Annotated in this window: 15 protein-coding genes and 1 pseudogene; 12 read left to right on the top strand and 4 right to left on the bottom strand. The window is 54.8% G+C overall.

Annotated elements, in window-relative coordinates:
* Window positions 1-215 precede the first annotated feature (215 nt).
* On the bottom strand, window positions 216-818 hold the full coding sequence (locus tag ACTQ52_RS03390) for an ECF transporter S component (RefSeq protein ID WP_410043299.1): 603 nt from the start codon (window positions 816-818) through the stop codon (window positions 216-218).
* Window positions 819-1064: 246 nt separating this feature from the next.
* Here ACTQ52_RS03390 and ACTQ52_RS03385 point away from each other — a divergent pair, with 246 nt between their 5' ends.
* The 5 genes from ACTQ52_RS03385 to ACTQ52_RS03365 all read left to right on the top strand — a co-directional run bounded on the left by ACTQ52_RS03385 (window position 1065) and on the right by ACTQ52_RS03365 (window position 6993).
* Complete coding sequence (locus ACTQ52_RS03385; protein WP_410043298.1) at window positions 1065-1649, top strand: cysteine hydrolase family protein; 585 nt, start codon at window positions 1065-1067, stop codon at window positions 1647-1649.
* Between the two features lie 66 nt (window positions 1650-1715).
* Window positions 1716-3032, top strand: coding sequence for an MATE family efflux transporter (locus tag ACTQ52_RS03380; RefSeq protein ID WP_441981808.1), 1317 nt, complete (start codon window positions 1716-1718; stop codon window positions 3030-3032).
* Between the two features lie 188 nt (window positions 3033-3220).
* Window positions 3221-4471 (top strand): dicarboxylate/amino acid:cation symporter, encoded by a 1251-nt coding sequence (locus tag ACTQ52_RS03375; protein WP_441981807.1) that lies wholly within the window; start codon window positions 3221-3223, stop codon window positions 4469-4471.
* A 121-nt stretch (window positions 4472-4592) separates the two neighbouring features.
* Window positions 4593-5444, top strand: a complete 852-nt coding sequence (locus ACTQ52_RS03370) for an alpha/beta hydrolase family protein (protein ID WP_441981806.1) — start codon at window positions 4593-4595, stop codon at window positions 5442-5444.
* Between the two features lie 253 nt (window positions 5445-5697).
* Entirely contained in the window at window positions 5698-6993 is a 1296-nt protein-coding gene (locus ACTQ52_RS03365) for an ATP-binding protein (RefSeq protein ID WP_410043294.1), read from the top strand.
* Window positions 6994-7252: 259 nt separating this feature from the next.
* Here the strand turns inward: ACTQ52_RS03365 and ACTQ52_RS03360 are convergent, their stop codons facing one another.
* Window positions 7253-8290 carry a L,D-transpeptidase family protein gene (locus tag ACTQ52_RS03360; RefSeq protein ID WP_441981805.1) on the bottom strand — a complete coding sequence of 346 codons (1038 nt, stop codon included), beginning with the start codon at window positions 8288-8290 and terminating at the stop codon, window positions 7253-7255.
* Window positions 8291-8595: 305 nt separating this feature from the next.
* Between ACTQ52_RS03360 and ACTQ52_RS03355 the strand changes: the two genes are divergently transcribed.
* Entirely contained in the window at window positions 8596-9813 is a 1218-nt protein-coding gene (locus ACTQ52_RS03355) for a M20 family metallo-hydrolase (RefSeq protein ID WP_441981804.1), read from the top strand.
* 124 nt (window positions 9814-9937) lie between these two features.
* Window positions 9938-10384: an HIT family protein gene (locus tag ACTQ52_RS03350; protein WP_441981803.1), complete on the top strand. Its 447-nt coding sequence runs from the start codon at window positions 9938-9940 to the stop codon at window positions 10382-10384.
* A gap of 43 nt (window positions 10385-10427) precedes the next feature.
* On the opposite strand, the gene ACTQ52_RS03345 is transcribed toward ACTQ52_RS03350, so the two are convergent.
* Window positions 10428-11471 carry a threonine aldolase family protein gene (locus ACTQ52_RS03345; protein WP_410043283.1) on the bottom strand — a complete coding sequence of 348 codons (1044 nt, stop codon included), beginning with the start codon at window positions 11469-11471 and terminating at the stop codon, window positions 10428-10430.
* A gap of 471 nt (window positions 11472-11942) precedes the next feature.
* On the opposite strand from ACTQ52_RS03345, the gene ACTQ52_RS03340 reads away from it, so the two are divergent.
* The 5 genes from ACTQ52_RS03340 (at window position 11943) to ACTQ52_RS03320 (ending at window position 17791) form a co-directional block, all read left to right on the top strand.
* Window positions 11943-13130 carry a hypothetical protein gene (locus ACTQ52_RS03340; RefSeq protein WP_441227196.1) on the top strand — a complete coding sequence of 396 codons (1188 nt, stop codon included), beginning with the start codon at window positions 11943-11945 and terminating at the stop codon, window positions 13128-13130.
* Window positions 13131-13199: 69 nt separating this feature from the next.
* Window positions 13200-14120: a sugar phosphate nucleotidyltransferase gene (locus ACTQ52_RS03335; protein WP_441981802.1), complete on the top strand. Its 921-nt coding sequence runs from the start codon at window positions 13200-13202 to the stop codon at window positions 14118-14120.
* Window positions 14121-14124: 4 nt separating this feature from the next.
* Window positions 14125-15411: a DUF5711 family protein gene (locus tag ACTQ52_RS03330; protein WP_441981801.1), complete on the top strand. Its 1287-nt coding sequence runs from the start codon at window positions 14125-14127 to the stop codon at window positions 15409-15411.
* A 15-nt stretch (window positions 15412-15426) separates the two neighbouring features.
* Window positions 15427-16377 (top strand): ROK family glucokinase, encoded by a 951-nt coding sequence (locus tag ACTQ52_RS03325; protein WP_441981800.1) that lies wholly within the window; start codon window positions 15427-15429, stop codon window positions 16375-16377.
* A 1-nt stretch (window position 16378) separates the two neighbouring features.
* Window positions 16379-17791, top strand: a complete 1413-nt coding sequence (locus ACTQ52_RS03320) for an ATP-binding protein (RefSeq protein ID WP_441981799.1) — start codon at window positions 16379-16381, stop codon at window positions 17789-17791.
* 85 nt (window positions 17792-17876) lie between these two features.
* On the opposite strand, the pseudogene ACTQ52_RS03315 reads toward ACTQ52_RS03320, so the two are convergent.
* Window positions 17877-18176 (bottom strand): annotated as a pseudogene (locus tag ACTQ52_RS03315) (winged helix-turn-helix domain-containing protein); the annotation flags it as partial.
* Between the last annotated feature and the right edge of the window lie 149 nt (window positions 18177-18325).

Raw genomic sequence — 18325 nt, 5'->3', positions numbered from 1 at the left:
CATCCCGATGGATGCATGAGCCAGAGCAGACAGAATCTTTAAAAGAAAGGCGGCCACCCAAATCCGATGACCGCCCATGTTTCAATGTTCAATTTTTATTGTAGCAAATGTTTATCCATCCGTCGAGACACAAGCCGCTTAGGAACCCCGGCTTAGAGTTTACCGGTCTCGGAGTACTGAGCTTCTGTTGCCGCCCCTCCGGGATTCAGCGAACATCAGTCGAGCGACTGAATATCGCTGGATGCATCATAGAGCGCAGTGAGCTTCTTCGGCAGACCCTTGATGATGAAGTAGACAATCGCGAGGGTGATGATCTTATCCGGTACATCGACCACGATCTCGTCGAGGAGGGAACCGAGGAACACCGGCATCTTCGCTGCCTGTGTCGCTGCGAATACAGCGTCGCCCCAGACATTGCCCGTAGTACCGCCCCAGAAGATGATGTTCAGCGGTGTGGAAACCAGAACCGCTGCGAAGCCGCCGGCACATGCGGTGAGCATTGCCTTCGGAAGGGTCTTCATGTAGCCGAGACGTGCCATCACGCCGACCGCGATACCGATGAAGAAGGACGTCAGTGCATACACGAGTGTGATGTTGTCGCCGGTGGTGAAGCCATAGATCAGGTTGTTGGCTGCACCGCAGATACCGCCGATGACCGGACCGCCCAGGATCGCGCCGATGCAGGTACCGATACAGTCGAGCCAGAGTGGCAGCTTCAGTACCGCTGCGAACAGCTTACCGAGGTAGTTGATACCGATACAGGCCGGGATCAGAACGATGACAGGTGTGGTGAAGTTTGTTTTAAAAAGCTTTCCCATGATTCTCCCCTTTACATACAGGTCTATAGCTCAACGCATAAAATATGCTATAGTTACAAAAGATTATAACATGGAGTATCAAAATTTACATGTATTTTACCGAAAAGAGCGGATGTTTCGAAATCTTTGTTAAGAATCACACAAGTATGTGATGTATTCGAGAAGGAATTCGGCGCTATTACCGCGTGACTTTTTTCAAATATATGGTACGCTTCGTGACACTATGCGTCAGAAAGGATGGAAGCTATGAGAAAAGAAGATACGATCCTGGTGATCGATATGCAGAAGGTCTACCAGCCGGGGAATCCCTGGGCCTGCGCGCACGTGAACGAGGCCGCACAGCAGATCGAGATGCTCCTCGATCATGTGCTGGAGCTTCGCGACGCGCCGAGCGTCCTGCTGACCCGCTACATCGCGCCGGCAGACGAGGATGCGCAGGGCGTCTGGGCCGACTACAATCGGGAAAACCGCGCCATCAACGAGAATCCGGTCATGAGCGAGTTCATCCCGGCGATCGCCCGCTACGTGGAGGAGTTCCCGTATATCGACAAGTGTACCTACAGCTGCTTCTCGAACGAGTACGTGCGCGTCGCCGCCGACCGCAGCATGGTGCATGGCGGACGCATCGTCCTCACGGGTGTTGTGGCGGAGTGCTGCGTCCTCTCGACCTTCTTCGAGGGCACGGATGCCGGCTATCGCTTCGTGTATCTCACCGACGCCTGCGCCGGGGTGGATGCGGACAGTGAGCGCGCGGTGCAGACGATCCTGCAGGGATTAAGCCCACTGCACGTCGAACTCATGACGACCGCGGAGTACATCGCTGAAAGGTAATGATTTAGATGGGGAACCCGACTCGCCGGGGCCCATGGTGACATAGCAATGAAAAGTGAGGTTTTTATGAATCAGAATCATGCGCGGACGCAGAGTGTCGCGGCGCTCTTTACAGAATACGTAGCGACGAATATCATCGGGCAGATCGGTATGTCCGCCTACATCCTGGTGGATACCTTCTTCATCTCCATCGCGGGTGGGGCGACCGGTATGGCGGCGCTGAACCTGGTGCTTCCGCTCTATGATCTGATCTTCGCCTTCGGCGATATGTTTTCTGTAGGCTCGGCGACACGCTTCACGATCTGCCGGGCACGCAACGAGGAGGAGGCGGACCGCTACTTCACGAATTCCATCGTATGGTCGCTGATCTGCAGCATCCCGTTCATGCTGCTCGGACTTTTCTGCGTCCCACAGATCCTGCAGCTCCTCGGTGCGGATGCGGAGGTCGCTGCGATGGGCATTCCGTATACCCGGATCTTCATGATGTTTTCACCGCTCTTTATGCTGAACCGCTGTGTCAGCGCCTTCACCCGGAACGACGGTGCGCCGCGCACCGCGATGGTCGCCGTGTTCCTGAGCGGTGTCTTCAACATCATCTTCGACTACATCTTCATGTTCCCGATGAAGCTCGGCATCGCCGGTGCCGCGCTCGCGACCGGTATCGCACCGATCGTGAGCTGCGCGGTCTGCGGAACGCATATGTTTACGAAGAAGTGTTCGATCCGGATGAAGAACTGGAAACCGTCATGGCGCATGATTCTGCAGGCCTCGCAGCTCGGGACCTCTGCATTCGTCGGCGACATCGCATCGGGTGTGACGATGCTGGTCTTCAATTTCCTGATCCTCTCGCTGACAGGCACGGTCGGCGTCGCCGCCTTCGGTGTGGTCTGCAACATTGCCCTCGTGGAAACGGCGGTCTTCGGCGGTATCGCGCAGGGGGCGCAGCCGCTTTTCAGTGACTTCTACGGCCGGCGGATGACGAAGCAGGTCGGTGAAACGCTGCGGCTCGCGATGATCTCGTCGCTGGTGTTTGCGCTCCTGTTCCTGCTCGTGTTTAATCTTTTCCCGGTGCAGATCGTGGAGATCTTTAACAGCGAGCAGAACCCGGACATGGCGCGACTCGGCGTGCAGGGCATGCGGCTCTACTTCCTCGGTTACCTCTTCGCCGGCGCGAACATCGTCGGTGCGGGCTACCTCTCCGCGACGGAATCCGCGATGTGGTCCTTCCTCGTCTCGATCGTCCGCGGCATCGTGGCGATCATCCTCTGTGCCCTCCTCATGGCGTGGCTCTTCGGCATGACCGGCATCTGGCTTGCCTTCACCGCCGCCGAAGCCCTCACCGCCGCGCTGCTCCTCGTCGCGCTGCGGAGGAGCAGAAGATAGGTAAACTTTCAGCCGGAGAATCTGTAAACTGAATAATTGTAACAGTCCGGGTCTCCCTGCCCGAACTGTTACGAAATGATTTTCAAGAGATGTCCAGACCGGGCGTCTCTTTACTTGCCTTTACTGCTTTAAAGTGCTATAACGATAGCTATCTACTATCTTTCAGCATAAGTGGAAAGGGGAAAATTATGAGTACTGAAAAGCAGAGTAAGTGGGAAGCCTATAAGCAGCCGGTGATTCTGATCGCCTGTGTGCTGGTGGGTGCGGTTCTCGGCATCGTGCTGGGCGACAAGGCAGCGTTTCTATATCCGATCGGTCAGATCTGGCTGAACATGCTCTTCGTGCTTCTGGTGCCGCTGATTTTCTTTTCGATTTCGAGCTCCATCGCCGCGATCGGGGATACGCGCCGTGTCGGAAAGCTTCTGATCATGACGATCGCGATCTTCATCATCACCGCTGCGATCGCGGGTACCATCATGTTCATCGTGACGGCGATCTTCAAGCCGGACACCAGCATCACGATCGAGACGACCAGTGCCGCCGTCGAGAGCGCAGAGCAGTCCATCGGTGATCAGATCGTCAACACCTTCACCGTCAGTGACTTCCCGGATGTCATCACCCGTGCGCACATCCTGCCGCTGATCGTATTTACCGTGTTCTTCGGCATGACCGTGTCGACTCTCGGTGAGAAGGGCCGTGCCGTTTCCGAGTGGCTCGTGAACATGTCCACGGTGTTCTACCAGATGGTCAACATCCTCATGAAGTTCGCACCGATCGGCCTCGCCTGCTATTTCGCAAACCTGACCGGTACCTACGGCCCGGAGCTGCTCGCCTCCTATGGTCGCGGACTCCTCATCTACTATCCGACGATGTTTGCGTACTTCTTCATCTTCCTCGGCCTCTATGCTTTCGTAGCTGCCGGACGGTGGGGCGTACAGCATTTCTTTAAGGAAATCTTCGTACCGGCCCTGACCTCGCTCGGTACCCGTTCTTCCGCCGCCGCGCTGCCGCTCCAGCTCCGTGCCTGCGACAACATGAACGTGCCGCGGGAGGTCTCCTCGGTCGTATGTCCCATGGGCGCGACGATGCACATGGATGGTGCCTGCCTCGCGACGGTCTATGAGATCGTGCTCTGCTGCGCGCTCTTCAATCATCCGCTGAACGGCCTCGGTGACTATGCGTATGCACTGGTGATCGCCGTCGCCGCATCCATCGCCGTGTCTTCCGTGCCGGGCGGTGGTGCCGCCATGGAAACCATGCTGATCTCGAGCTTCGGCTTCCCGAGTGCGGCCCTGCCGATCCTCATCATGATGACTCAGCTCTTCGACCCGGGCTGCACCCTCGTCAACTCCTGCGGTGACACCGTCGCGTCCATGATGGTCAGCCGCTTCCTCTATGGTAAGGACTGGTATAAGCGCGCCCCGGAAAAGGCGGATTAAGCTACCTCATCTCAGGCCAATGACTACATCCGTGCACGGACCTGTACAGTTCGGCAGTAGCCAGAGGTAGGCCGCCGAAGCTGGACGGGCCCATGCGTAAAGTATAGAAAGGGATTTTCTCATGTATCAGAATCGAGACTATCTGTTTCGGGATCCGGACTACAGTGCCGATCCCGCGAAGCGAATTTCCTATGTCGACACACTGGACATCTTCGTAGAGGGTGCCGAGCTGTATGGTGAGATCTATGTGCCCGGTGAGATCTATGAACGTCCGCTGCCGACCGTGCTGCTCGTGCACGGTTTTCCGGGCATCGTCTCGAGCGACGACCTCGCCCAGGCGCTCTGCCGTGCCGGCTTCCTCGTGATGCGCATGAATCACCGCGGAGCCTGGAACTCCGAGGGCAGCTATGCGATCTCCGGCTGCGTCACGGATGCCATCACGCTCGCGAAGTATGCGGCGAGCGAGGGCGCAGAGCGCTATGGTGCAGATCCAGAGCGGATCTTCTTCTGCGGACACAGCATGGGCGGCAACACCGTTCTCCAGGCGACGCGGGCACTTTCGTGGATCCGGGGTACCATCATGATGGCACCCTATGACCTCGCCTATGCCTTCACGAAGCATGAGGAGCAGAGCCTCCGGGACATGATCGCATCCTCCGATGGCCGACTTCTCCGTCTCAACACAGAGGAAGAACAGAATCGTGTTTTCCAGGATGCGGAGGCGCACTGGGAGACGTTTCACTTCACCCAGGCTGTACAGGACATGAAGGATCGAAACCTTCTGATGATCGGCGGCATCCTCGATCAGGTCGCACCGGTACAGGAGATGATCGAGCCACTCTGGACCGAGCTCGAGAAGCTCGGCACCGCCGCAAACCACCGGAAGGTCTATCTCCCGGGTGACCATGGCTTCCAGAGCTGCCGCATCGCCCTCATCGAAACCATCACCGACTGGCTGCTGGAGCTGATCTGAATTATATTTTTGACTGTTTTTTCTTATCCGGAAGGTTGTTTGTGGACAGCCTGTCCGGATTTTCTTTTGTGGTTTTTCAGATCGGAACGATATCTCATCAGCATATAATGTGATTGTAGAATAGAAAAATGCAACAAGTTACAAAAATCTATTCTGATTTCTTACTGCCATATTGATTTTTGAAGTCTATCTGGACATAATAAAATAGAAAAGTGCAACATGTTGCAAAAATCTTTCGTAAGGAGATTTTGATATGGAGATTCGCAGAGATTTTTATTTGGATAAGTTGATAAAAAGAAAAAACAATGGACTGATTAAGGTAATTACTGGTATTCGTCGATGTGGCAAATCCTACTTATTGAATAATCTGTTTTATCATCACCTGCTGGAAAACGGAGTCGATGATGACCACATCATTCGTTTTGCCTTTGACTCAGCAGATGATCTTTATCTGATTGGCGAAAGCCTGATTCAGATTGAAAAGGAAAAGCGTGGAGTTGAACCCGAAAAATTCATGGCATATATCCATTCCAAAGTCGTAGACGAAGGAATGTATTATCTGCTTCTTGATGAAATTCAGATGTTGGATTGCTTTGAGGCTGTTCTGAATGGTTATCTGCGCAAAGATAATATGGATGTATTTGTGACTGGAAGTAATGCAAAGCTCCTGTCCAAAGACATTGCCACCGAGTTCGCCGGTCGTGGCGACGAGGTTCATATGTATCCTCTGAGCTTTGCCGAGTTTATGACCATTTATAACGGTGATAAATACATGGGATTATCTGAATATATGTTATATGGCGGTATCCCTCTGGTTGTTCTTCGTGAGGGAGCAAACGAGAAGGCAGTTGTATTACAGAATCTGTTCAATGAAATTTATCTTCGAGATATTATCAAGCGTAACCGAGTGAAGAACATTGGAGAACTGGAAGATCTTTTGAACATTCTTTCCTCTGCTATTGGTTCGCTGACCAATCCGGAAAAATTGAAGAATACGTTCAAGACGGTTAAGAAATCCAGAATTACTTCCGCTACCATTAAGAAATATCTGGATTGTTTTGAGGATTCTTTCCTGATTGAATCAGCACAAAGATATGACATTAAAGGAAAGGATTATATCGAAACTCCAAAGAAATACTATTTTTCCGATCTTGGACTTCGCAATGCAAGAATCAATTTTCGCCAGTTTGAGCAAACCCATTCTATGGAGAACGTAATTTATAATGAACTTCGTATGCGTGGTTACAGTGTTGATGTAGGTGTAATCCCCATTGCAGATCGTGATCAGGACGGTAAAGTTATTCGCAAACAACTTGAGGTTGATTTTGTATGCAATCTTGGTTCGCTTAGATACTATATCCAGTCTGCATACTCGCTGCCAGATGAAGCAAAGCGCACTCAGGAAATCAGACCGTTTAGAAAGATTGATGATTCTTTCAAGAAAATCGTTGTTACCAAAGACATCGTTCAGCCATATTACGATGAGTATGGTATCCTGACTGTGAATATTTATGACTTCCTTCTGGATCCGCAGATACTGGAAAAATAAGTATGATCGCAGACGAATTCTTCATAAGATTCCGTATAGCACACTATGATTTACGAATAGTTATAGCCTGAAGAATGTGCATAAAAATATCGATCATCGTGGTTGCTGTTCACTCGTGACCAGGCACAGGTAAGGCCGGACCGCTTAACTAATCTTAGTTGATATGGGCCGGCCTTTCTGGCAATGATGATTCAAATCTTTGTATAGGGCTCTGAAAGCAGAAAACACGCTGGCTTAGGTCAATGTCTCCGACCTTCCATCAGTCACATACCACGATGACCGTGCCTGGCGTGATGAGCTCGTAGAGCGTCTTCGCGTTCTTCGGTGGCAGGTTGATGCAGCCGTGGCTTCCGCTCTTCAGGTAGATGTTTCCGCCGAAGCTGGAACGCCAGTTTGCATCATGGAGACCGATGTTGCCGTTAAACGGCATCCAGTAGGCGACCGGAGATTCATAGCTCGGCTTTCCGGTCTGCGGATTGATGCGTCCGCGGAGGACACGGTCCCGCTGCTTGTATTTCAGCGCGAAGACACCGGTCGGGGTGGCACGGTCCGGATCTGTTGCGGTACCGGTGACGCACTTGCTGTCCCAGACGCAGTTGCCATTCTGATAGAAGTAGACATGCTGAGAGGAGATGTCGATTTCCACGAAGGTCTTTCCCCACTGTGGCATCTCGGTCTGCACGGCGCGGGAGGCGTACACCGGTTCGCGGGTCACGGACTGAAGGCTCTGAATGTTTGCAATCAGGGCTTCGGTTTCCTTCGCCTGATCGATGTGCCAGCCATAATTCGTCTTGATGGACTTCGCCGTGCCGTCCGCACTCTGCCAGGTCTGTGTACCGGCCGGGGTATCATATTTATTCCGGAGCCCCTGTACATAGGCGGCCACCTTCGCCGCATCGACGGATACGGTCAGGCCCTGACTGCCATTTACCCAGGTTGCGATCGTCAGACCGTCGAGGACCTCCGTCTGATTGTTTGGCAGCTGGTAGGTGACACTCATGCCGTTCACGGTGGCGAGCTTCTGACCGATGGCCATGGCCTCCGCCGGGGATACGGTGCCCTGATTGATCGAATTCATGTCGATGGAGGAAGCGCCCGTACCCTTGCTATTCTGCGCCTTCTGCTGAGCTGCTTTCTGAGCTGCCGCCTGAGCCGCTGCCTCATACTGCGCGTTTGCAGCCGCCGCAGCCGCCCGCGAACTGCTCGCCGAAAAACCAGGCCCCGCATACGCGGTCAGCTGCAGCAGCGCGCTCATCGCCACAACCGCCGCCAGATACTTCTTCATGCTCTTTCTCATACATTCACCCTCCAAAAACTTCCGGGAACGTCATATACTCGTGAAAACGGATTTCACCAGCCCCTGCGATGGACAGCAAAAGCCGTCTACGATTCGGGATACGTATCACGCGAAGTTCACTATCTCTATGTTAGCGAATCCGAACGGAAAATGCTATAGAGAGAAGCTTACCGATTCTTACGATATTATTAGGTATTCGGTAATAGTTCAGGTTCTCTTGCAAAAACGATGAAAAGTATTAAAGTATTCACATATTCAAAATCTGACGGTTATTCGATAGTGCTCTCGAAAATGAGGTGACATTTATGATGGGAAACGAAGCTGGGTTGAAAATAGAAGAGATGCTGTGTCAGCTGGCCGATGCGACACGTATCGACGGAGAGATCTGGCGTGCAGCGTACACTCCGGAAGACAGAATCGCGAAGAACATCCTGCGTGAGTGGATCGAAGAGCAGGGGCTGGAATACAGAGAGGATGCGATCGGGAACGTGTATGGGCGGCTTCCGGGGACAGAGCCAGGTACCGTACTGACGGGATCCCACTTGGATACTGTAAAGAATGGTGGAAAATATGATGGCGCACTGGGCGTTGTGACCGGTGTAGCCGCGCTGGGATACCTCAAACAGTCGGGCTACGTTCCGAAGCACAGCCTGGAAGTGGTCGGTCTGATGGAGGAAGAGGGCAGTCGTTTCGCTTCTGGCTGTCAGGGGAGCCGTGCGATCTGTGGCACGCTGAAAGAGGAGGATCTTGAGGAAGTCGGCCGTGATGGTGTCACACTTCGTGAAGCACTGTTATCTGCCGGGTATCAGCCGGAAGCGCTGAAAAGCGCGAAACGTGATGATATTCAATCGATCGTAGAGCTACATATCGAACAGGGACCGGTGCTTGAAAGTGAGCAGAAGCAGATCGGTATTGTGGACAGCATCGTCGGTATCTTTAACTATGAGCTGACCATTCAGGGAAGCCAGAACCATGCAGGTACCACCTCGATGTCTTTACGGCACGATCCGGTGGTGGCTGCTGCGAAATTTATCACAGAGTCTACCCGTCAGATGATGGAGCAGGCCCCTTCCGCCACCCTGACCTATGGCATGCTGCAGGTATTTCCTGGGATGCAGAACGTCATCGCAGATCACGTAGATCTGCGCATCGATATGCGCGATGGCAGCGAAGAGGCACTGCTTCAGGATGAAGTGATTCTGAAGCGTGCGCTGGAATCCATCGAACGCAAGGGCTTTAAGACCCGGCTTAGCAAGAATCATTGCCTGGCGTCCGCACAGATGGATCCGAACGTGATTCAGGTGATCGAACGGCACTGTAAAGAAAAACAACTGGCATATAAGCATATGAACAGTGGTGCAGGTCACGACTCGATGGTATTCGGAAAGCATTTCCCGACCGCGATGATTTTCGTGCCGAGTATCGGAGGTATCAGTCATAATCCGGCAGAAGCCACCGCTGCAGCGGATATACAGACCGGCTTTGAACTGCTTTGTGATGTGTTAAAAGAGTTATCAGAATAAAAAGGATGGTCTGCAACATCACTCTGTAAGCGCTTTCCATACTGCGCCATCGGTGATATAATCGTAGAGAATGAACATAAGCGTGCTGGTCGACAGCATGAGCATGAAAAAGGAGGATTTTGATATGGCAGATATGGCGAAGGAACATCCAGACTGTGCATACTGCGCAAAGGGCGAGCTGGTAAAGAAGTTCGGTTATGAGATCTGTGAGCTTCCGGCTTCCACCGTTTATCTTTTCAAGGAGCAGAGCCATCCGGGCAGATGCATCGTGGCATCGAAGCACCACGTATCCGAGATGCTGGAACTCAGCGAGGCAGATCGCTCAGCTTTTATCGCGGATGTCGTAACGGTTGCCAATGCGATTCATGCGGTATGCCACCCGAACAAGCTGAACTACGGTATGTACGGCGACACGGGCTGCCATCTTCACATGCACCTCGTTCCGAAGTATAAGGATCAGTTCGAGTGGGGCGGCACCTTCGCGATGGATCCGAACATGAATAAGATCACCGACGAGGCTGAGCTCGAGAAGATCGCTGCACCGCTTCGCGACGCGATTCTCGGAAAGTAAAATTTAAAACCGGAAGACACCCGTGCAGTGCCTTCCGGTTTTTTTATTTCTTCACTTCGTCGAGAATCTCAGCGAGTGCAGCGACCTGTGCACTCGTGGTCGCCCAGGAGCTGCAGAAACGGACGACCATCTGATCCTCGCCGTACGGCTCCCATGGGGTGCAGATGACGTCCCGTGCCTTCAGCGCCTCGAGCGTCGTCTTCGGCAGGATCACAAACTGCTGGTTCGTCGGAGAGTTCAGGAAAAACGCGTATCCGCGGTCACGGAAAACCGCCTTGAGCTCCTCTGCGCGGTCGATGGCATTGACCGAAATCTCCGTGTAGAGCTGGTCGGTGAACAGCGCGTCGAACTGCACGGCGTTGAGGCGGCCCTTCGCGAGCAACGCGCCATGCTCCTTGATCATCGTCACCATCTGCTTCGGTGCCCCGCCGTGCGGATACACGACAGCCTCGCCACAGAGTGCGCCGACCTTCGTGCCACCGATGTAGAACACATCCGTGAGTCGGGCAATGTCTTCGATCGTTACGTCGGTGTCACGGCTCATGAGTCCGTAGCCGAGACGTGCGCCATCGAGGAAGAGCGGAAGCTTCCACTTCCGGCAGACCTCAGCGATCGCCTCGAGCTCCGCCTTCCGGTAGAGCGTGCCGTACTCCGTTGGATGGCTGATGTAGACCATGCCCGGGAACACCATGTGATCGTGGTCGCCGTCCGCATAGAACGCTGCCACCATGTGGTCGAGCTCCGCGGCATCCATCTTGCCGTCGTGGCTCGGAAGCGCCAGGACCTTGTGTCCCGTGAACTCGATGGCGCCCGCCTCATGACAGTTGACATGACCGGACTGCACAGCGACCACACCCTCGTACATCCGAAGCGTCGTATCGATCACCGTCTGGTTCGTCTGCGTGCCACCGGTCAGGAAAAAGATTTCCGCCTCCGGATGTCCGATGAATGCACGGATCTTCTCCTTCGCACGGTCACTGTAGATATCGGTACCGTAGCCCGTCAGCTGCTCCATATTCGTCCGTGTCAGTGCCTCCAGCACCTTCGGATGACAGCCCTCTGTATAATCACTTGCAAAATTCAGCATGATCGTCCTCCTGGATTTCTCTCCGCCCTGTGCGGAAACATACATAGATAGCATTTTAACACTACGCGGCGTTAAAGCCAACTGATTTGAAGATTTTGTAATAGTTCAGGCAGGCGGGGGACCCGGAGGGGCGGCAACGGAGGCCATACGTAGAGACCGTGTGAAATCAAGCCGGGTCCCCTTAGCGGCACTTGGTACTTTTTTCCTTAGCACCCTCTAGCAACGCTGAGTTTTCATGAAGAAAACTCAGCGATTGCAGAGGGCCTAGTGCCGCTTAGGGTCCCCGGCTTAGATTGAACCGGTCTCGGAGTACTGTGCCTCCGTTGCCCCCCTCCGGGTCCCCTGTCTGAACAGTAGCCGCCCTCTTATTGAAAACCCCTGCATAACTTGGTACAATAAGATGATACATTATCGACACTTTACGAACCCTTCGAAAAGGTTCATGATATAGAAAAGAAAGGAGCAGCGAGGATGAAACTCCGTACGTTTTTCCTGACGGCGGCAGCCTGTGTGATGCTGTCTGCGATGAGCGCGATGACGGCCCTGGCAGCCGGGATCAGCACGGTCCGCATCGATCTGGCCCCGGAAGAGGAGAGCAGCATGACCGCCGGCGACATGTCGAGCGGTGAGGAGCCGGCGACCTACGATCATCTCTACTTCGTGTATGATTACAGCACCTCCGGCGATCGCACGAAGCCGGGCAAGTCCTACACCTACACGATCGAGGTTCACCCGATGGCGGGCAACAGCTTCACCGAAACCTGTGCCGTCGAGGTCCTCGGCGCGACGAAGGTCGAGATGCTGAGCCGGAACGAAAACGCGATCCGCCTCCGCTGCACCACCTACCCGTTCTACGTACTGAAGAATCCGACCGGCTTCGAGCATAACGGCGACGAGATCAGCTGGGATAAGGTGATGTACGCGACGAAGTATAACGTCTACATCTACTGGACGGACGCAGACGGTGATTATCACGAGAATAAAACCTCGGTGACCGGTCCGAAGCACGCGGTCAATGTCTCCAGCTACAGCTCGGGTGGCCGCTCGGTCGACCACATCTCCGTGCAGGCAGCGGCCTCCGGCGATGGCGGCGGTTTCATCGCGAAGTCCATGTTCATCTGTGATGACGCGACGGTCGATGGTGATAAGACCGAATCCGATTACAGCTTCTCGATCCCGACCGCGCGTTCCAACGCGATCGTGACGAGTAACTCGACCGTTAAGGTGAAGAACAACGCAGAAAAGGTCTTCGGTCCGGGCTTCAACCTCCAGCAGGGCAGTCCGGCGAGCACCCTGAATCCGACCGGTGTGACCGGCACGGGCAGCGGACAGTGGATGCAGTACATGAATAAGTGGTACTACATCGCCGGCAATCAGTTCCTGACCGGCTGGATCTGTCCAGACGGCCTCAACTGGTACCTCATGGGTTCAGACGGCGCGATGCTGACCGGCCTCCAGCGCGTGGATGGCCGCTGGTATCTGCTCAATACGACCGAGGGCGCGACCTACGGCGCGATGCTCCATGGCTGGTGGAAGATCAACGATAAGTTCTACTACTTCAACCAGCTGCACGACGGCACCTTCGGGGCGATGCTGACGAACACGACCACCCCGGATGGTCTTCATGTCGGCGCAGACGGCGCGTGGCTCGGATATTAATAAATAGTTACAGTTCAGGCAGGCCCCCCGACTTGAATTGTTACAATAAAAGAGAGGAAGTAAAGTAAAATGAAAAAAACGGCACTGGTAATTATGGCGGCAGGTCTGGGATCCCGTTTCGGCGGTGGTATCAAGCAGCTGGCGAAGCTGGGACCGAGTGGTGAGATCATCATGGATTATTCCATCCACGATGCACTGGAAGCCGGATTTGACGAGATCGTGTTTATCATCCGTAAGGACATCGAGAAGGATTTCCGTGAGATCATCGGCGACCGTGTCGAGAAGATCGCGAAGTGCAAGTATGCCTTCCAGGAGATCGACAAGCTGCCGGAGGGCTACCGTGTACCGGAGGGCAGAAAGAAGCCGTGGGGCACCGCGCATGCACTGATCCAGGTGCGGGATCTCATCGACTGCCCGTTCGCCGTCATCAACGCGGACGACTTCTATGGCCGTGAGGGCTTCAAACTGATTCATGACTACCTCGTAAATACGATGGATGAGGATGCACCGGCCTTCGATATGTGCATGGCCGGCTACATCGTGGGAAACACCCTGTCCGATCACGGCACCGTCAACCGTGGTGTCTGTGTGATGGGCGAGGGCGGCTATCTCCACGAGATCGACGAGACCTACGACATCGCGAAGCAGGCGGATGGAAAGCTCATGGGTAAGGATGGCGATGGAAATCCGGTCGAGGTCGATGCCGGTGCGATCGTTTCCATGAACATGTTCGGTCTTCCGGAGAAGTACCTGGATGTCCTCATCGAGAACTTCCCGGCATGGCTCGACGAGCACGGTCAGGAGATGAAGAGCGAGTACCTCCTTCCGGCGGAGATTTCGAAGCTGATGCTCGCGGGTAAGGCGACGGTCAAGGTGCTGGAGGATCATGACCGCTGGTTCGGTGTGACCTATGCAGAGGATAAGGAAGCCGTGCAGCAGTCCTTACAGGAGCTCGTAGATCAGGGCGTATATCCGCACAGCTTATATTAAAAACATGGCAGATATTGAGAGAGAAAATCGAAAACAGGAGCTGCGCCGTCGCGTCGTCGATACGAAGGAGCTGCTGCAGCAGGAGGCGGAGCAGGCTGAGGAGAAGGGGAAGCGGAGACGTAGTCGTCGCCGCCTCCTCGTTTTTCTCGTCGTCGTACTGGTGCTCGGCGCGCTTGTGGCGGGTGCAGTATATATGATGAAGCGGCCGTATACGGGCTTTTCGCAGAACTGGCGAAACAGCTTCACCGGTGAAAACGGCGTGAGCGAGTCGGACTATGAGGACTATGAGATCTTCGGCGACGGCTTCTTGAAGGTGACCCGCGATGGTGCGACCTATATCGATTCGTCGGGGAAGACCATCTGGAATCAGTCCTACGAGATGAACAGTCCGTATGTGTCCATCAGTGGAGACTACTGTGCAATCGCCGATCAGGGTAAGACCGCGATCTATATCATGAATAAGACCGGTACCACCGGACAGGCAGAGACGAATCTACCGATTACGAAGATTTCAGTGGCCGGCACCGGCGTCACCTATGCACTTCTCGAGGATTCGAAGGCGAGCTATATCACCGTCTTCTCGAAGGAGGGTGCGGCGCTGGATATTTCCATCAAGTCGGTGCTCGACGGTGACGGATATCCGGTGGACATCGCAGTATCACCGGATGGCACGGAGCTGATCGCGTCGTTCGCCTCCATCGAGAATGGAACGATCCAGAACAAGGTCATCTTCTATAATCTGAGTGAGATCGGCCAGAATGCCGGCAGTAACCGTGTCGTGGGTGGCTTCACCGACGATTTCAGCGGACATCTCGCCGGACGGGTGCATTTCTCGGATGATACGCATGCACAGGCCTTCTATGATGGCGGCATCGCCTTCTTCAGTACGAAGGTGCTGACGAGTCCGGAGCTCAGCCAGAAGGTCGAGATCGAGCAGACGATCCAGGCGATTACCTATGCGGACGACTACATTGGCATCATCACGGATAACAGCGATTCGGAGACCTCCGCGGATCCGTACATGCTGACCGTATACCGGCTGAACGGCCAGACGGTGTTCTCGACGCCGTTCCAGCTGAACTATACAAACTTCGATATCGATCAGGACAGGGTCCTGGTTTATAATAATACCACGCTCCAGCTTTACGACATGAGCGGCACACTGAAGTACAGCGGCAACATCGATACCTCGATCTCCAGAGCGCGGGTAGCGCATGGCATGAAGAATCCGCTGGGCCTCGATCTGCTCATCGGAAGTGCTGGCGCGATGGAATCTGTAAAGCTGAAGTAGCAGGAGGGGGCTCATATGAATCAGTATTGTGTAGGCGTTGATGTAGGCGGAACGACGGTGAAGTGCGGTATCTTCACACTCACCGGTGTTCTGATGGATAAGTGGGAGGTTCCGACCCGTAAGGAAGAGGACGGAAAGTATATCCTCCCGGATGTTGCGGATGCGCTGAAGAAGCGTCTCTGTGAGAAGGGCATCGAGCGCACGGACATCGAGGGCATCGGTATCGGTGTGCCGGGTCCGGTCGAGCCGAACGGCTATGTGCACGTCTGCGTCAACCTCGGCTGGCATGATCACTGGCCGGCGAAGGAGATGCAGGAGCTCATGGGCGGAAGGATCCGCTGTGCCGTCGGTAACGATGCCAATGTTGCCGCCCTCGGCGAAATGTGGCAGGGTGGCGGTAAGGGCCACGCAAATCTCGTGATGGTGACCCTCGGCACCGGTGTCGGTGGCGGACTGATCATCGACGGTCAGATCATCGCAGGCGTCCATGGCGCCGGCGCAGAGATCGGTCATATCCAGGTGCGTGACGGTGAGCAGGAGGCCTGCAACTGCGGCGGCCATGGCTGTCTCGAGCAGGTGGCCAGTGCGACCGGTATCGTCCGCGAGGCAAAGCGTAATCTCGCGGCGAGCGACGAAGCCTCCACGATGCGTGCGTTCGGCGATGCGCTGAGTGCCCGTGATGTCTGCGACTGTGCGAAGGCCGGTGACCCGCTCGCGGTGAAGACCATCGACACCAGTATGTACTACCTCGGCCGTGCCCTCGCCACGATTTCCATGGTGGCGGATCCGGAGATCTATGTCATCGGCGGCGGTGTTTCCAGAGCCGGTCAGTACCTGATCGATCTCGTGAAGAAGCACTATGTAGACTACACGCCGATCCTCACGAAGAAGGCAGACATCGTGCTCGCCACCCTCGGCAACGACGCCGGCATCTATGGCAGCGCGAAGCTCGTCCTGACGAACTAAAGTGAAACGATCCTTATTTGTAAAATTTATCGTGGCGTATATCGTCTTCGGTGTGCTGGGCTTCATGGTCGTGGCGATCCTGTCCTCCGGACTCACCTACCGCTACCTGATCCGGGAGCGGGCGAACAGTCTCTACAGTGAGGCGACACTGATCTCCTCGACCTATTCCGAGACGGGAAACCTGAACCTGAGCACCGACGCGGTGAGTCAGCAGATGAAGGCGGTCTCCACCTTCCTTGATGTCGACATCTGGATCGTGGACCGAAACGGAAAGGTGCTGAGCGACACCGCGGAGGAGGCACATAAGAACATCGAGATCCCGGATTTCGATAGCACGATGACCGGCATGCGCTATAAGCTCGGCCGCTATCACGATCTGTATCCGGACGAGGTCCTCTCGGTCATGGCGCCGGTGACCCGTGGCTACACGACCGGCGGCTATGTTCTCATCCATGAGCCGGTCGAAAACATCGTCGCTTCACAGAACGACATCCTGAACATCGTCTACCTCACGGCGCTCATCATCTTCATCCTGTCGCTGCTGATCATGGCCGTCTTCTATGTCATCGTCTACCGCCCGCTGAAGCGTATCACGGAGGGGGCCACGAAGTATGCCGCCGGCGACTACCATTACAAGATCACGACGAACTCGGAGGATGAGATGGGCTACCTTGCGGAGACCCTGAACTTCATGTCGGATGAGATCTCGAAGTCGGACGACTATCAGAAGCAGTTCATCGCGAACGTCAGCCATGACTTCCGCTCCCCGCTGACCTCCATCAAGGGCTACCTCGAGGCCATCCTCGACGGTACGATCCCGGAGGAGCTGGAGCCGAAGTACCTCATGCGCCTGATCTCCGAGACGGAGCGCCTTACGAAGCTGACGCAGTCAATGCTGAGTCTGGGCACCCTGGATAAGAAGGGCTTCCTCAGCCGGACGAACTTTGATGTGAACCGCGTGATCCGTGACGTCTGTGCGAGCTTCGAGATGACCTGTCAGAAGAAGGAGCTCGTCTTCGAGCTGACCTTCGCCGAGAAGAAGGAGATGGTCTACGCAGACTACAGCAAGATCCAGCAGGTGCTCTATAACCTGATCGATAACGCGCTGAAGTTCAGTAATCCGAAATCCTCGATCGCGATCCGCACCGGGATACGCGGCCAGAAGGTCTTCGTCTCCATAAAGGACACCGGCATCGGTATCCCGAAGCAGGACCTCGCGAAGATCTGGGACCGCTTCTATAAGGCGGATCAGTCCCGCGGCAAGGATAAGCACGGTACCGGTCTCGGCCTCAGCATCGTGAAGTCCATCATCACCGCACACGGTGAGAACATCGACTGCGTCTCCACGGAGGGCGTCGGCACCGAGTTCACCTTCACACTGCCACAGGCCAGCTACGAGTTGCCAGAGTCATAAGATGAAAAGAGGCCCCCGGATGGGCGACGGCAGATGTATCGTGCATCTGCAGACGCCCATTCGGGGGTCCTTTATGATATCTCAGTTAGATGACTCTGAACTTGTAGCCGATGCCCCAGACCGTGGAGATCTCCCAGTCCGGATTCCCCGGCAGCTTCTCGCGCAGCCGCTTGATGTGCACATCGACCGTTCGGGAATCTCCGGCGAACTCATAGCCCCAGATGTGATCGAGGAGCTGCTCTCGCGTGAAGACCTGATTCGGTGAGGATGCCAGGAAGTAGAGAAGCTCGAGCTCCTTCGGCGGCATCTCCACGACATGGCCACTGTAGTAAACGGCGTAATTTGACTTATTGATGATAAGATCCTTGTACTCGATGTAGTCACCGTTCCGGTAGGCGTCGAGCATATCCGTCGCATGTGTCCGCGCGTCCGTACCACCGCGATGCAGCTGTCCGGTCTGTCCGTTGTAGGTGTACAGCTCGCCGGAGCCGCTGTCGCCCTCAGCATACGCCCGGAAGGTGATATTGCCGTCGG

It is taken from the genome of Oribacterium sp. Sow4_G1_1 (assembly GCF_052116105.1).
GTDB lineage: Bacteria > Bacillota > Clostridia > Lachnospirales > Lachnospiraceae > Oribacterium.
Note: the sequence above shows the minus strand (reverse complement) of the source record. Positions and strands in the feature narration are given on the sequence as shown.